This window comes from Azospirillum sp. CT11-132, assembly GCF_047302835.1.
Taxonomy (GTDB): domain Bacteria; phylum Pseudomonadota; class Alphaproteobacteria; order Azospirillales; family Azospirillaceae; genus Azospirillum.
In genome coordinates, this window is record NZ_JBGLZA010000003.1 from 2,616,337 (window position 1) to 2,631,308 (window position 14,972).

15 protein-coding genes are annotated in these 14,972 nt (G+C 69.4%); 7 read left to right on the forward strand and 8 right to left on the reverse strand.

What is annotated here, in order from left to right; all coding sequences use genetic code 11:
* The first annotated feature begins 98 nt into the window (after window positions 1–98).
* Both ACCD06_RS18320 and ACCD06_RS18325 read left to right on the forward strand, forming a co-directional pair.
* On the forward strand, window positions 99–800 hold the full coding sequence (locus ACCD06_RS18320; RefSeq protein ID WP_247871073.1) for a response regulator transcription factor: 702 nt from the start codon (window positions 99–101) through the stop codon (window positions 798–800).
* A gap of 153 nt (window positions 801–953) precedes the next feature.
* Window positions 954–2,129, forward strand: a complete 1,176-nt coding sequence (locus ACCD06_RS18325) for an ATP-binding protein (RefSeq protein WP_413342303.1) — start codon at window positions 954–956, stop codon at window positions 2,127–2,129.
* Window positions 2,130–2,135: 6 nt separating this feature from the next.
* Here the strand turns inward: ACCD06_RS18325 and ACCD06_RS18330 are convergent, their stop codons facing one another.
* Entirely contained in the window at window positions 2,136–2,510 is a 375-nt protein-coding gene (locus tag ACCD06_RS18330; RefSeq protein ID WP_199231841.1) for a hypothetical protein, read from the reverse strand.
* 241 nt (window positions 2,511–2,751) lie between these two features.
* On the opposite strand from ACCD06_RS18330, the gene ACCD06_RS18335 reads away from it, so the two are divergent.
* Complete coding sequence (locus tag ACCD06_RS18335; protein ID WP_413342305.1) at window positions 2,752–3,777, forward strand: zinc-binding alcohol dehydrogenase family protein; 1,026 nt, start codon at window positions 2,752–2,754, stop codon at window positions 3,775–3,777.
* Window positions 3,778–3,796: 19 nt separating this feature from the next.
* Here the strand turns inward: ACCD06_RS18335 and ACCD06_RS18340 are convergent, their stop codons facing one another.
* Window positions 3,797–4,690 carry a LysR substrate-binding domain-containing protein gene (locus tag ACCD06_RS18340; protein ID WP_109074314.1) on the reverse strand — a complete coding sequence of 298 codons (894 nt, stop codon included), beginning with the start codon at window positions 4,688–4,690 and terminating at the stop codon, window positions 3,797–3,799.
* Between the two features lie 193 nt (window positions 4,691–4,883).
* Here ACCD06_RS18340 and ACCD06_RS18345 point away from each other — a divergent pair, with 193 nt between their 5' ends.
* Complete coding sequence (locus ACCD06_RS18345; RefSeq protein WP_413342308.1) at window positions 4,884–5,405, forward strand: substrate-binding domain-containing protein; 522 nt, start codon at window positions 4,884–4,886, stop codon at window positions 5,403–5,405.
* Window positions 5,406–5,427: 22 nt separating this feature from the next.
* On the opposite strand, the gene ACCD06_RS18350 is transcribed toward ACCD06_RS18345, so the two are convergent.
* Window positions 5,428–6,981 (reverse strand): helicase HerA domain-containing protein, encoded by a 1,554-nt coding sequence (locus ACCD06_RS18350; RefSeq protein WP_413342310.1) that lies wholly within the window; start codon window positions 6,979–6,981, stop codon window positions 5,428–5,430.
* A 613-nt stretch (window positions 6,982–7,594) separates the two neighbouring features.
* Here ACCD06_RS18350 and ACCD06_RS18355 point away from each other — a divergent pair.
* From ACCD06_RS18355 to ACCD06_RS18365, 3 genes are read left to right on the forward strand one after another with little or no spacing between them, the layout of a single operon-like run.
* Window positions 7,595–9,475 (forward strand): EAL domain-containing protein, encoded by a 1,881-nt coding sequence (locus tag ACCD06_RS18355; RefSeq protein WP_413342312.1) that lies wholly within the window; start codon window positions 7,595–7,597, stop codon window positions 9,473–9,475.
* A gap of 50 nt (window positions 9,476–9,525) precedes the next feature.
* Complete coding sequence (locus tag ACCD06_RS18360) at window positions 9,526–9,801, forward strand: BrnT family toxin (protein ID WP_109074310.1); 276 nt, start codon at window positions 9,526–9,528, stop codon at window positions 9,799–9,801.
* A gap of 31 nt (window positions 9,802–9,832) precedes the next feature.
* Entirely contained in the window at window positions 9,833–10,078 is a 246-nt protein-coding gene (locus tag ACCD06_RS18365; RefSeq protein WP_014248848.1) for a helix-turn-helix domain-containing protein, read from the forward strand.
* A gap of 22 nt (window positions 10,079–10,100) precedes the next feature.
* Here ACCD06_RS18365 and ACCD06_RS18370 read toward each other — a convergent pair whose 3' ends face one another.
* The 5 genes from ACCD06_RS18370 to trxB form a co-directional block, all read right to left on the reverse strand.
* Window positions 10,101–10,880, reverse strand: coding sequence for an ABC transporter ATP-binding protein (locus ACCD06_RS18370; protein WP_413342315.1), 780 nt, complete (start codon window positions 10,878–10,880; stop codon window positions 10,101–10,103).
* 5 nt (window positions 10,881–10,885) lie between these two features.
* Window positions 10,886–11,731, reverse strand: coding sequence for an ABC transporter ATP-binding protein (locus tag ACCD06_RS18375; RefSeq protein WP_413342526.1), 846 nt, complete (start codon window positions 11,729–11,731; stop codon window positions 10,886–10,888).
* A 17-nt stretch (window positions 11,732–11,748) separates the two neighbouring features.
* A complete protein-coding gene (gene nikC / locus ACCD06_RS18380; RefSeq protein ID WP_109074307.1) occupies window positions 11,749–12,669 on the reverse strand; it encodes a nickel transporter permease in 921 nt (306 codons plus the stop codon).
* Window positions 12,666–13,676, reverse strand: coding sequence for an ABC transporter permease (locus ACCD06_RS18385; RefSeq protein ID WP_109074306.1), 1,011 nt, complete (start codon window positions 13,674–13,676; stop codon window positions 12,666–12,668). Before ACCD06_RS18385 ends, nikC begins: the two co-directional genes overlap by 4 nt.
* Before the next feature lie 248 nt (window positions 13,677–13,924).
* Entirely contained in the window at window positions 13,925–14,929 is a 1,005-nt protein-coding gene (trxB, locus tag ACCD06_RS18390; protein ID WP_413342317.1) for a thioredoxin-disulfide reductase, read from the reverse strand.
* Between the last annotated feature and the right edge of the window lie 43 nt (window positions 14,930–14,972).

Sequence of the window (14,972 nt, forward strand, 5' to 3'; positions counted from 1 at the left end):
ATGGGTCATGGCGGCGGTTCGGTGTCGGATCGATCGTCATGTGGAGCCGGCGCTGTTCGCCGGTCCGATGTGGTGGAGGTCCCAAGATGCCCCTGCAAATGTCCGCGCCCGCTTACCAGCAAGCCGCCTGCCTGGTTCATATCGTCGACGGCGACCTGCTGTCGCGCAGCACGCTCTCGCGGGCGCTGGGCGCCGTCGGCATCGCCTGCCGGGTCCACAGCACCGCCGCCGATGCGCTGGCCGTGCTGGGCACCGCGTCCTCCTGCATCGTCCTGCGCAGCGACCTGCCGGACATGACCGCCATCGAATTCATGTCCGAGGCCTCGCTGCACGGGCATGACCTGCCGGTGCTGGTGGTGACCGAGCAGGGCGACGTCGATGCCGCCGTGGCCGCGATGAAGGCAGGCGCCATGGACTGCATCGCCCATCCCTTCGCCATCCCGGCCTTCCTGGAGCGGCTGCGCGCCTGTCTCGCCTCCGGCAATCCCCATGCCCAGCAGCGCGACCGCAGCCGCGACGCCGTCCGCCGGCTGGCTCTGCTGAGCCGCCGCGAGTCGGAGGTTCTGGAACTGATCGTCGAGGGCAAGCAGAGCAAGACCATCGCCTGGGAACTGGGCATCAGCATCAAGACGGTGGAGGTCCACCGCGCCCGCATCATGGAAAAGACCGGCTGCCGGTCCATCGTCGGGCTGGGCCGCCTGTGGGAGGCGGCGGAGATGCTGCGCGGGCGCGACCTGCTCCATGGGCTTCCCGTCCGCCAGCCGGCCCAGCCGGCACTGATGGAAGTGGCAGCATCCTGACGCAGGGCACGAGGCGGAATCCTGGAAGTTGCGCTTCTTCCGGTTCCGGCCGGGCGAAAAATGAGACGAGACGTGTCCTTTGCGTGGGCTTGACCACAAGAGGATTGTAATGTTCTGGCGATGAGCAACCAGAACGCCGACAGGAGCGGTCCGATGTTCCCCGATCATGGTCACCGTCGCATCGCCGTGGCGTCGCCCGACGACATCGCCACGGCGCGTCGGATCGCGGCGGAGCGGGCCGAGGGCGTTCTGGCGGCCGACGAGGCGGCCCGGCTGGACCGGCTGGTGGCCGCGCTGGCCGAGCATGCGCTGGGCCGGCCGGACGGCACGCTGCTGATCGCGCGGATGCGATCGGGCGCCGGTGTCGAATGCCTGGCCTACGATCGCGATCCCGCCACTGCCGAACTGCCGGCGCCATCCGGGGGCGATGCGGGTCTCGGCATCGCGCTGGAAACGGTTCGGGCGCTGGCCGACCGCTTCCACATCCATGTGACGCCGGGCATTGGCTCGGCACTGCTGGCCCGCGTGCTGCGGCCCGGGGTGGACGACGCGCCGACCGCCGACGCCATGGTGCAGACCGGGGTCGTCATGGTCGAGCGGAGCGGGGGCGAGGCCGCGCGGGGCGGCCCCTTCATCGACCATTGCTTCGTCGGCTGCGCGCCCGCCCGCGGCGAGTACGGCCCCTGCGGCATCGCGCTGATGATCGACGGCGACACGGTGGCCGGCGGCAATGCAGGCGTGGCTGCCGGAGCCGGATCCGATGCCGGGGGAGGTGAGGTCTATGGTCCTCCTCCCTATCCCCCCACGGTGATGACGCCCGCAGTGATCCGGCAGGTGGAGACGGTGGTCGCCGCCACGGTGCCCGGCCTGCCGGCGCCCATGGTGGTCAATGCGATCCGGCGCGATCTGAAGGGGCGGCCCGAACTGGGGCTTTCCGAGGACAAGACCCTGGCGCAGATCGGACGGGCCGCCGTCGCGGTTCTGCGATTCGACGCCAAGGCCGTCGACTATACCGCGCTCGGCACCGTGGCCGGGGCGGTGGTGCGCCCGCAGGAGCTGACGGCGCTCGGCGCGCGCTGGGCGATGATCGGCTTCAACCCGCTGGCACCGGCCGCCGTCCATCTGCTGTGGGGACCGGGCGACCATGTCGTGCTCTACACCGGCGGATGCGCCCGGCTGCCCGCCCTGTTCATCCGCCGTGACCTGCGCACGGTCGACCCGACGCTGGCGGCGCTGGTCCTGCTGCGCGACGGCGCGGTGTGCGACGACGACCACACCATCCTGGTGCTGCGCAACCGCGCCGATCAGGTTTCGGCATCGGCCGCCTGACGAGGCTTATCGGCCCCAGCCATGCGGACCGCCGGGGCGTTCCCAGGCATGGGGGTCGCCGTTGTGGTCCCGCCCCCGCTGGTGCCAGCCGCGATCGCCCCAATCGTGATCCCCCCGGCCGCGATCCCTCCAGCCGCGATCCCTCCGGCCGTGGTCGCCATCCCACGAGCGGTAGCGGTAACCGGGCTGCACGATGACCGGCGGCGGCACCGCATAGACGGTGGGCGGCGGCACCACCACCGGCCCGCCGTAAGCGGGATAGTAGGGATCGTAGGGGTCGTAGCCATCGTAGGCGACGCAGCCGGACAGCGCGGCGGCACCCGCGGCCAGAAGCAGGGCGGTCAGCATCTTCGGCAGGATCATCGGACGAATGGTGCGCATGGCCTTGCTTCCTGTCTTGCGGAGGACCGGGATCGGTGAGGAAAGCGGTCATCGGTACAAACAGCCCAACCCACCCGGCTATTCCATACCTCTTTGGCGTCACCCTGTCCGGAGCAGGTGCGGCGGCGGATCGTCCATCGCGGTTTCTGATGGATGAAACAAGAACTATGAATTTCACATATCCGATTGGCGCCGTCATCCTGTGTCTCGACTTCCTCCACAGCATGAAGACGAGGCCATCATGAAAGCCATCGGCTACCGCAAGTCCCTGCCCATCACCGATGCCGACGCGCTGATCGACGTCGAGATCGACCGCCCGGCCGCCGCCGGCCGCGACCTGCTGGTCCGGGTGGAGGCGGTGTCGGTCAATCCGGTGGACACCAAGCTGCGCCGCAACGCCTCGCCGGCCGAGGGTGACCTGCGCGTCCTCGGCTTCGATGCCGCCGGCATCGTCGAGGCGGTCGGGCCGGACGTGACCCTGTTCCGCCCCGGCGACGCGGTGTTCTATGCCGGCGCCATCGACCGTCCCGGCACCAACAGCGAATATCATCTGGTCGACGAGCGCATCGTCGGCGCCCGCCCGGCCAGCCTGAGCGTCGCCGAGGCCGCCGCCCTGCCGCTGACCGCCATCACCGCCTGGGAGATGCTGTTCGACCGGCTGGGGCTGCCGCGTGATGGTGGTGCCCAAAATAATGGTGAGGGCAAGTCGCTGCTGATCGTCGGCGGGGCCGGCGGCGTCGGCTCCATCGCCATCCAGCTGGCCCGCCGGCTGAGCAAGGTCCGGGTGCTGGCCACCGCCTCGCGTCCGGAGACCGCCGACTGGGTGCGCGAACTGGGCGCCCATGACGTGATCGACCACAGCCGGCCGATGGCGGAGCAAGTGAAGGCGCTGGGGCTGTCCGGCGTCGATTACGTCTTCTCCACCAACGCGACCGACCGCCATTTCCAGGATCTGGTCGAGCTGGTGGCGCCGCAGGGCCATATCGGCCTGATCGACGATCCGGAGCCCATCGATGTCCGCCTGCTGAAGCGCAAGAGCGTCTCGCTGCATTGGGAGCTGATGTTCACCCGATCGCTGTTCCAGACCGCCGACATGATCGCCCAGCACGAGCTGCTGACCGAGGTGTCGCGGCTGGTCGACGCCGGCACCCTGCGCACGACGCTGACGGAAACGCTGGGCCGCATCGACGCCGCCACCCTGCGCAAGGCCCATGCCCTGATCGAGTCGGGCAAGGCCCGCGGCAAGGTGGTGCTGGAAGGCTTCTGATCCGCGTTCCCCCGCCGCTCTACCCCGCCAGGGCGAGCGGCGGGCGGGCCGGGCGCATCGCCGCCAGGCTTTCCACGATGAAGCCGACCAGCGGTTCGGCGAGACGGCGGTTGCGCGGCGTCTCGCCGAAGATCGCCATTTCGACATTGCCCAACTCGGGCAGGCCGTCCTCCACCCCCAGCCGGCGCACGCCGTCGGGCACCGAGGATTCGCTGAGCACCGCCACCCCCAGCCCGGCGCGGACGGCGGCCTGCACCCCCATGACGCTGGCGCTGGTGTAGACCACCCGCCAGGACCGCCCGGTTTCGCCCAGCGCCGCCAACCCGCGGTTGCGGAAGACGCAAGGGGCCGGCAGGGCGCAGAAGGGCAAGGGGCCGTCGGCCGGGATTTCCAGGCCGGGGGCGGCGATCCAGCGCATCGGCTCGGTCCAGATGGCGCGGCCGCGGCTGTCGCCGGCATCGCGGCGCGAGATCACGAGGTCCAGCTCTCCGGTATCCAGCGCCGTGACCAGATCGCTGCACAGGCCCACCCGCACGTCGATGTGCAGGCGCGGATGCAGCTTGGCGAAGCGGCGCAGCACATGGGGCAGATGGTCGGACAGGAAATATTCGGCGACGCCCAGCCGCAGCTCGCCCTCCGCCGCCGGTTCGGTGAAGCGCCGCACCGTCTCGTCGTTCAGGTCCAGCATGCGGCGGGCATAGCCCATCAGCAGTTCGCCGTCAGGGGTCAGCGCCAGCGACCGGCTGGTGCGCTCGAACACCCGGCGGCCGAGCATGTCCTCCAGCTTCTTGACCTTGACGCTGATCGCCGACTGCGTCCGGCCCAGCCGTTCGGCCGCCGCGGTGAAGCCGCCGGCCTCCGCCACGGTGACGAAGGCGCGCAGAGCGTCGATCTCCAGATCGGGCAGGGACATGAGGATGCATTCCGGACGGTAATCAGTATGGCTCATCCTATCGCGATCGTTCATGGATGGCGAGCGGCGCATCGGGGCAGCCTGTGGGACAAGCGGCGGCCGGGCCGTTGAAGCCGGGCGGGAGCGTCCTCATTGTCAGCCTCCGGACCTTGCCGTCCGGATGCCTGACGTTGCTTGAGGAGAGAGACGCCCGATGATCCGCTTTTCCGCGCCGGCCGGCAGCTTGGCTCTTGCGCTTGCCGCTGCCGCCCTGCTCGCCGGTTGTCAAATGCCGGGTTCCATGCCGCCGCCGCAACAGACCGCCGCTCTTCCGCCGCCGGCCGTGCCCAAGCCGCCGCCGGAAGCCCGCGGCATCTGGATCGTCGGCAGCCCGGCCCTGCGCGGCACCGTCGATCAGGCGGCGGCCAAATATAACGGCGGTCCCGACACCAAGCCGCATCTCGATGCCCGTGGCACCGCTGCCGGCTTCCGCTCCTTCTGCGCCGGAGTCGGTCTGGACCATCCCGACATGGTGGCCTCCGACCGTCCGATCAGCGCCGCCGAGTACAAGCGCTGCCGCTCCGCCGGCATCACGCTGACCGAGTATGATTTCGGGCCGAAGCGCTTCGTCTACGTCAAGGATTCGCACATGATGGCGGTGCCCGGCGTCAACGACTTCGTCACCAGCTGGAGCCAGAGCGGCAAGCCGGTGAGCGCGCCGACGGCGGGGAGTTGACGGGCGGGGAACTGATGGCGGATCAACCCGCCGCGAACAGCCCGCCCTCATCGGGGGCGTCGGCCGCGTCGTCGGCATTCGGGTCGCCCAGCGCGGTTTCCCAGCCCAGCGCCGGCAGGGTGATGGCGCGGGTGTTGCCCAGGCCGCTGCGGCTGGTGATGAAGCCGCGCTGTTCCATGTAGGTCAGCAGGCGGCGGCCACGTCCTTTGGACCGGCTGCCGCAGGCGCGCGCCACGTCGGCGTCGGACGGGCAGGGGGCATGGTCCAGGGCGGCGCGGGCCAGCAGCAGGAAGACCGGCTGGATGTCCTCCGCCAGGGTGGCGGCGACCTCCGTCGCGCGCTGCCAGGCGGGATCGTCGCCGCTGCCGGCCCCGGCGCGGGCGGTCGCCAGACGGCGGCGGAAAGCGGGCAGGGCCAGCCGGTCGCCATCCACCCCGCGACCCCGGCAGCGCACCAGGAAATCCTGGTACAGCACGGCCAGCGAGCGGTAGGGCGCCTCCGGGTCGGCCAGTACCTCGGCCAGCACCTCGTCATAACCGGCTTCGCGCTCAGCCGCCTGTTCGGGCGTTTCCTCCGGCTCCAAGGGCAGCAGGGCCGGCTGTTCGGCGGCGCTTTCGTCGGTTGACGGCGGCGGGGCGGCGGGACGGCCGCGCGCCAGCTGCGCCATCAGGTCGGCGCTGGCCGAGGTCGAGGGGCGGCGGACGTAGCGCGGCGGCTCCGGCTCGGTGGTGGTGAAGATCAGGTCGCGGGCATCCGCCGCCGGGGTGGCGGGGGGCGGCATCAGGGTCGGGCTGCCCGTGCGGCCCTGGGTCTCCACCGCGCCGATTCGCAGCGGCAGCGGCCGGCGCGACAAAGCGGGGCCGAGCGCGATGAAGTGGCCGCGCTCCAAGTCACGGAACATTTCCGCCTGCCGACGCTCCATGCCCAGCAGGTCGGCGGCGCGCGCCATGTCGATGTCGAGGAAGGTGCGGCCCATCAGGAAATTGGACGCCTCGGCCGCGACGTTCTTCGCCAGCTTCGCCAGACGCTGGGTGGCGATCACCCCGGCCAGCCCGCGCTTGCGCCCGCGGCACATCAGGTTGGTCATGGCGCCGAGCGAGACCTTGCGCGCCTCGTCCGACACTTCGCCGGCGGCCGAGGGGGCGAACAGCTGCGCCTCGTCCACCACCACCAGCATCGGATACCAGAAGTCGCGGTCGGCATCGAACAGCCCGCCCAGGAAGGCGGCGGCGTGGCGCATCTGCATTTCCGCGTCCAGCCCTTCCAAGTTCAGGACGACGGAGACGCGGTGCTGGCGCACGCGGGCGGCAACGGATTGCAAGGCCGCCTCGCTGTGCTCGTCGGCTTCGACCACCACATGGCCGAAGCGTTCGGCCAGGGTGACGAAGTCGCCTTCCGGGTCGATCACCGCCTGTTGCACCCATTGGGCGCTCTGTTCGATCAGCCTGCGCAACAGGTGCGACTTGCCCGAGCCGGAATTGCCCTGGACCAGCAGACGGGTCGCCAGCAGCTCCTCCAGGTCGAGCGTCGCGGCGCTGCCCGCGTTCGTCGCCCCCATGTCGATGCCGACCTTCATCCCGCTCGCCTCCCACTCACCCGAACCGCCCCCGTGAAGAAGGGGGACTTCCTATAGCGCAGGCGGGCGCGGCGATACGAGGATTCGATTCGGGACGGCCGGGCGGCGGACGGGGAGCCACTCTCCGCCCGATTGAGCGGCAGCGGCCCGGATGAGCGTTCCGGTGGTGGGGTGGGTCTTGCGGTGGAGGGCGGTTTTGCCCATATTGTTGCGGACAGGAGGGTGCGGCTGGCACCGCACCCCCCGTCCGGTCCGGTTACTTCAGCAGGTCAAGGATCGCCTTGATCAGCTGCAGCACCAGGACCAGGAGGACGAGTGCTTTTTCCACTCTGTGCTCCCAGGTAGGTGGGACGCGGGCGGTGGCCATTCCGCCGCCCGGTTCCCACCATTGCATGCATAGCGATGCGCGGTGGTGCGGGCAATGCGCATTCCACCGTACCGTGTGTGCGATGGAGCTGTGATCAACCGAAATTCGGATCCTGCCTGTTTCCCCGCGTCTGCGGCGGGAGGGCGCGTTGCGCAACAACGTGGCGCTGCGGTCACGAAACCGCAAACAAGCTCTGTTACAAGCGGATGCTGATCTCATGCCGGATCGGCGCTGGCGGACCGAGCGATGACTGTGCTGACCACGACAAAAGCCGGGACCATGGCCGGCGCCAAAACCGGACGGACGGCGAATGATGCCGCCGAATCTTATGGCGCGAACTGGACCGCCGTCCGCTCCGCCGAGAATGCCGCCGCGGCGTTCGATTGGGCATCGGCGGTCGGGCTCTTGCGCTATGCCTTCCAACCCATCGTCCAGCTGCGGTCCGGCCGCTGCCATGGCTATGAGGCGCTGCTGCGCGGGTTCGAGCGCACCGGCTTCGCCAATGCGGGCGAGTTGCTGGACGCCGCCGATGCCGCCGGCCTGCTGGCGACGGTGGAGACGGCGCTGCATGCCAAGGCGGTCGCGGCCTATCGTGCGCTGTCGGGCTGGAGCGAGGCGAAGCTGTTCCTGAACCTGGACGCCCGGCTGATCGGCCGGCCCGACTCGCCCTGGCTCGCCCGCGATCCGGCAGCCGCGCGCAACAGCGGCATCGTGCTGGAGCTGTCGGAAAGCCGGCCGGTGCCCAGCGGCGTCGCGGTGGATGCGGCGGTGGACCGCTACCGCCAGAGCGGAGTCGGGATCGCCATCGACGATTTCGGCGTCGGCCATTCCGGCCTGCGCACGCTGTACGAGGCGCGGCCGGATTACGTGAAGATCGACCGCTTCTTCATCGCCGGCATCGATGCGGACTCGCGCAAGCGGGCGCTGGTGGCGGCGCTGGCCGGCCACGCCCACGCGCTGGGCATCCAGATCGTGGCGGAGGGGGTGGAGACCGCGACCGAGTTCTACACCTGCCGCGATCTCGGCTGCGACTTTGCGCAGGGCTTTTTGATCGCCCGGCCGCGGGTGGATCTGACCGGGCTGCCCAACCGCTACGCGATGGTGGAGGACCTCAACCGCCAGGACCGCCGCCAGCCCAGCGAATCGCACCGCCGCCTGTCGGAGGTGATCGAACGGCTGCCGCCGCTGCGGGTGGATTCGCGCAAGACCGAGTTGCTGGACTATTTCCGCCGCGACGGCAGCGCCCCCATCGCGCCCATCGTCGACGAGCATGACCGGCCGCTCGGCCTGATCCGCGAGCGCGACCTGAAGCGTTACGTCTATTCCCGCTTCGGCGGGGAACTGCTGCGCAACCGCGGCCTGGGCGACCGGCTGGACGATCTGGTCATCCGTTCGCCGGTCTGCGACATCTCCACCCCGCTGGACCGGGTGATCGAGGCCTTCTCCACCGAATCCGCCGCCGACGGGATCGTCATCGTCGAGGGCGGCGCCTATGCCGGTGTGCTGTCGAGCGGCGCGTTGCTGCGGCTGGTGCATGAACGCAATCTGGCGATGGCGACCGACCAGAACCCGCTGACCCGGCTGCCGGGCAATGCGGCGATCCTGCGCCACATCGAAGGGGCGCTGGCCGATGGGGGCCGTGGCCATGTGCTGGCCTATCTGGATTTCGACAACTTCAAACCCTTCAACGACAATTTCGGCTTCCGCCAGGGCGACCGCGCCATCCTGATGTTCAGCGAGCGGCTGAAGGCCTGGGCCGGCAGCGCCGGGGCGGCGATCGACGCCGACGCCTTCGCCGGCCATATCGGCGGCGACGACTTCTTCCTGGGCGTCAGCGGCGGCGAGGAGGGCGAGGTGCTGGCCCGGCTGGTGGAACTGCTGGCGCTGTTCCGTTCGGATGCCGAGAGCCTGTACGACGCCGAAACGCGGGTCAGCGGCGGGTTTCTGGCGAAGGACCGTTATGGGGCGCTGCGGCGTTTCCCCTTGCTGGCGGCCAGCGGGGTGGCCGTGGTGATCCCGCCCGGCGGCGGCCAGTTGACCCCCGACGCCGTCAATGCCGCGATCGCCGACCACAAGGCCGCCGCCAAAGGGGCGGACGACAAGCTGTGCGTGGTGCGGCTGGGGTGATGTGATATCTCTCTGGCGCGGACTCCGTCAATGACGTAGCATGGCCTTCCATGGGTGAGCCATTCGATCCGGTCAAGAACCTGCTCAATCGCCGCAAGCACGGCTTGGACCTGTCCTTTGGGGCCGAGGTCCTTCGCGACCGTCACCTGATCGAAGCGCCCGATCTGTCCATGGATTATGGCGAGGAGCGCTTCAACGCGCTGGGCATGGTCAACGGCAAGGTCTACGCCGTCACCTACACTGAACGTACCGAGGGGGTAAGATTCATTTCAGTGCGGGAGGCCGACAAACGCGAGGCGGCCCACTATTTCAAGGCCAACTCCTGAGCAACGGCATCCTAGACCCATGGTGATCCCGATGAGCGACCACGAAACCTTCACCGATGAGCAACTCGCCGCCATGAGGCACCCGCCTCTGGCGAAGCGGGTTCGCCGTTCGACCGGTCTGTCGCAGGAGGCATTTGCCGAGCGCTTCGGCATTCCGCTGCGCACGCTACAGGAGTGGGAGCAGGGGCGGCGGGAGCCGGACGCCGCCGTTGCCTCCTACCTGCGGGTCATCGAAAAGCAGCCCGATATGGTCGCCCAGGTTCTGGCGGCGGAGTGATCTCAACGCGGGGGCGCCTCCCTCACGCATAATCCCGGAAGCTCTCCGCCGTTGCGCGGTCATAGCCCAGGCTGGCGCGCAGGAGTTGCAACGTGTAGGGCTCGCGTGCCGCACCCCGGCGCAATTCCTCGACCGTCATCTCCTCCACCAGACGGCCGCGGTTCATCACCGCCAGCCGGTCGCACAGGTTGGCGACGACGGCGAGGTTGTGGGTGACCAGCACCATGGTCAGGCCGTGCTCCGCCCGCAGCCGGCGCAGCAGGTTCAGGATTTCCGCCTGCACCGACACGTCGAGCGCCGAGGTCGGCTCGTCCAGCAGCAGGACGCGGGGCTCCAGCACCAGGGCGCGGGCGATGGCGACACGCTGGCGCTGGCCGCCCGACAGCTGATGCGGGTAGCGGAAGCGGAAGGCGGGGCCAAGCCCGACGTCGCGCAGCACCCGGTCGATGCGGGCGTCGGCATCGCCCAGCCCGTGGATGGCGATCGGTTCCGCCAGGATGCGGTCCACCGTGTGGCGCGGGTGCAGCGAGCCGTAGGGGTCCTGGAACACCATCTGGCAGAGCTTGTAGAAGCCCTTTTGCCGCTTCGGTCCCTGCTCCGTGCCGGCGACGGCGATGCGGCCGGTCCAGTCGTCGTTCAGGCCGCTGACCGCGCGCAGGACGGTCGATTTGCCGGAGCCGGACTCGCCGACCAGCCCGAAGCTTTCCCCCTCGCGCACCGACAGGGTGACGCCGTCCACGGCGGTGACGGCGTCGGCGCCATCACCGAAACTGACCCGCAGGTTCTGGATGTCGATCATCATCGTCCTTACGCCTCCAGCCAGGCGGGGTCGCGGCTCAGCACCGGCAGGTCGCCCGGCGGCTCGTCGATCTTCGGCAGGCTGGCCAGCAGGCCGCGGGTGTAGGGGTGCTGGGCGGCGTGCAGGTCCGACGCGCGGCAGCTTTCCACCACCCGGCCGGCATACATGATGAGGATGCGGTCGCAGAAGGAGGCGACGAGGTTCAAATCGTGGCTGACGAAGATCATGCCCATGCCGCGCTGGGAACAGAGGTCGTCGAGGATCGCCAGCACCTGCATCTGCACGGTGACGTCGAGCGCCGAGGTCGGTTCGTCGGCGATCAGCAGGTCGGGGTCGGGGATCAGCATCATCGCGATCATGATGCGCTGGCCCATGCCGCCCGACACCTCGTGCGGATAGCGGTCATAGACCCGCTCCGGATCGCGGATGCGCACGGCGGCCAGCATCTCCAGCGCGCGGCGCTTGGCCTCGGCGGCGCCGGCCTTGCTGTGGACGCGGTAGGCCTCGGCGATCTGGCGGCCGACGGTCATCACCGGGTTGAGCGAGTATTTCGGGTCCTGCATCACCATGGCGATGCGCCGGCCGCGGATGTCGCGCATGCGCTTGGGCGACGCCGCCAGCAGATCCTCGCCATTGAAGGCCAGCCGGTCGGCGGTGACCCGGCCCGGCGGCGGCACGAGGCGCAGGATCGATCGGCCGGTCATCGACTTGCCGGAGCCCGATTCGCCGACGATACCCAGCTTCTCCCGCCCCAGGGTGAAGGAGACGCCGCGCACCGCCTCGGCCATGCCGGTGCGGGTGGGGAAGGCGACGCGGAGGTTGGAGACTTCCAGAAGGGGAGTGTCGTCCGCCATCTTTTGGTTGGTCATCGTCAATCCCCCTTCGGGTCCAGCACGTCGCGCAACCCGTCGCCCAGCAGGTTGAAGCCCAGGCTGACGATGAAGATGGCAAAGCCCGGCATGGCGGCGACCCACCATTGCTCCAGCACATATTGCCGGCCGCTGGCGATCATCGCCCCCCATTCCGGCAGCGGCGGCTGGGCGCCGAGGCCGAGGAAGCCCAGCCCGGCGGCGGTCAGGATCACGCCGGCCATGTCCAGCGTCGTCCGCACGATCAGCGAGGCGACGCACAGCGGCATGATGTGGCCGAGGATGATGCGCAGGCTGGACGCGCCCTGCAGCCGGGCGGCGCTGATGAAGTCGGCGCGGCGGACGGTCAGCGTCTCCGCCCGTGCGATGCGGGCATAGGGCGGCCAGGAGGTGATGGCGATGGCGATAACCGCATTCTCGATGCCGGGGCCGAGCGCGGCGACGAAGGCCAGCGCCAGGATCAGCTTGGGGAAGGCCAGCGCGATGTCGGTGATGCGCATCAGCACGGTGTCGACCCAGCCGCCGAAATAGCCGGCGACCGTGCCGATCACCAGCCCGGCCAGCGGCGCCGTCGCCGCCACCAGCGCCACGATCATCAGCGTCAGCCGCGCGCCGTGGATCAGGCGCGAGAGGATGTCGCGGCCGAAGGCGTCGGTGCCCAGCCAATGGGCCGCACTCGGCGGCATCAGCCGGTTGTCCAGATTCTGGGCATAGGGATGGTAGGGCGCCAGCACCGGGGCCAGCGCCGCGACGACGACCAGGGCCAGCACGATCAGCAGCCCGGCGACGGCCAGCCGGTTGCGGCGGAAGGCGGTCCAGCCGGCCCAGGCGCGGCCAAGCCGGGCCTGGGCCCGGGACTGCGGCGTGTCGGTGGTCAGCCAGTCCCGCCAGCCGGCGGTTTGGGTATCGGTGCGCGCGGTCATCGGGCCCGGGGATCCAGAAGGCGATAGAGCAGGTCGGACAGCAGGTTCAGCGCGATGAAGACCGCGCCGACCACCAGCGTCCCGCCCAGCACCGCGTTCATGTCGGCGCTGAGCAGCGAATTGGTGATGTAGAGTCCAAGGCCGGGCCAGGCGAACACCGTCTCGGTCAGCACCGACCCCTCCAGCAGGCTGGCATAGGACAGGGCGATGACGGTGACCAGCGGCACCGCGATGTTGCCAAGCGCATGGCGCCAGACCACGCGGGTCTCCGACAGGCCCTTCACCCGGGCAGTGGTGATGTATTCCTGGCGCAGCTGGTCCAGCATGAAGCCGCGCGTCATCCGCGCGATGTAGGCGACGCTGTAGAGCCCGAGGATGGCCGACGGCAGAACCAGATGCTGGACGGCGTTCCAGAACATCTCGGTCTCGCCGGCCAGCAGGGCGTCGACGGTGACGATGCCGGTCACCGGATCGACCATGCCCTCGTAGAATACGTCGACCCGCCCCGGTCCCGGCACCCAGTCCAGCTTGGCGTAGAACAGCAGCAGCGCCATCAGCCCGAGCCAGAAGATCGGCACCGAATGGCCGATCAGGCCGAGCAGGCGGATGGCATGGTCGGGCCAGCGCCCGCGGTGGGTGGCGGCGAACACGCCGGCCGGCACGCCCAGCAGGGCACCGAGCACGACGGCGACCGTCGCCAGCTCCAGCGTCGCCGGGAAGACGCGCAGCACATCCTCCAGCACCGGGCGGGAGGTCAGCACCGAGGTGCCGAGGTCGCCCTGCAGCACATCGCCGACATAGCGGAGGAACTGCTGCCACAGCGGCAGGTCGAGGCCCAACTGCGTGCGCATCTGCGCATAGCTTTCGGCGTTCGCCCGATCGCCGAGCGCGGACAACACCGGGTCGATCGGCACGACGCGGCCGATCAGGAACGTGACCAGCAGCAGGCCCAGCAGGGTGGCGGCGACCGTGACCAGCAGGGTCAGGCCGCGTTTCAGCGTAGGCAAGAGGACTCCCTCGCGATTTGGAGGCGCTAGGGAATCACAGTCGGGGCTTTCTGCAAAGCCCGTCAAGGGCATAGGGGGTAATCTCCCTCTCCCGCCCCGGGAGAGGGAAGGGGCCCGCCGCGCAGCGGTGGGAAGGGTGAAGGGCTTGGCACGGCGCCATGCGGTTCGGAATTCTTGGATTCCCCCTCACCCTCCCCACTTCGTGGGGCCCCTCCCTCTCCCGGGGCGGGAGAGGGCCTTTTCTCAGTTCACCAAGTCCCCGCCGGGCTGGGATCGCCATGCGCGCCGGCGGCCGGCTCGTGGTGGGCGAGCCAGCGTTCGGCCTCCAGCGCGGCCATGCAGCCCATGCCGGCGGCGGTGACCGCCTGACGATAGACCTTGTCCTTCACGTCGCCGGCGGCGAAGACGCCCGCAATGTCGGTGGCGGTCGAATCGGGGGCGGTGATGATGTAGCCCGACTCGTCCATCTTCACCTTGCCCTTGAAGATGCCGGTCGCCGGCTCGTGGCCGATGGCGACGAAGACGCCGGTCACTGGGATGACGCGCTCCTCGCCCGACTTGACGTTCTTCACGCGGACGCCGGTGACGTTGCGCGGGTTGCCCATGGTGCCGTCGCCCTCGCCGACGATCTCCTCCACCGTGCTGTCCCACACCACCTCGATCTTCGGGTGGCGGAACAGGCGGTCCTGCATGATGCGTTCGGCGCGGAAGCTGTCGCGGCGGTGGATGACCGTCACCTTGGTGGCGTGGTTGGTCAGGTACAGCGCCTCTTCGACCGCCGAGTTGCCACCGCCGATCACCGCGACCTCCTTGCCGCGGAAGAAGAAGCCGTCGCAGGTGGCGCAGGCCGACACGCCGAAGCCGCGATAGATCTCCTCAGTCGAGATGCCGAGCCAGCGCGCCTGGGCGCCGGTGGCGATGATGACGCTGTCGGCGGTGTAGGTGTCGCCGCTGTCGCCCTTGCAGACGAAGGGACGCTGGGTGAAGTCGACGTCGGTGATCAGGTCGAACACCATCTTCGTGCCGACATGCTCCGCCTGCTTCTGCATCTGCTCCATCAGCCAGGGGCCCTGGATCGGATCGGCGAAGCCGGGGTAGTTCTCCACGTCGGTGGTGATCATCAACTGGCCGCCCGGCTGCATGCCCTGGACCATCAGCGGCTCCAGGTTGGCGCGCGCGGCATAGATGGCGGCGGTGTAGCCGGCCGGGCCGGCGCCGATGATGAGGACCTTGGTGTGGTGGGTCGTGGCCATGGGTCTGATCCCGCTGTGTATCGGCAAATGACGTGGTGCGTTT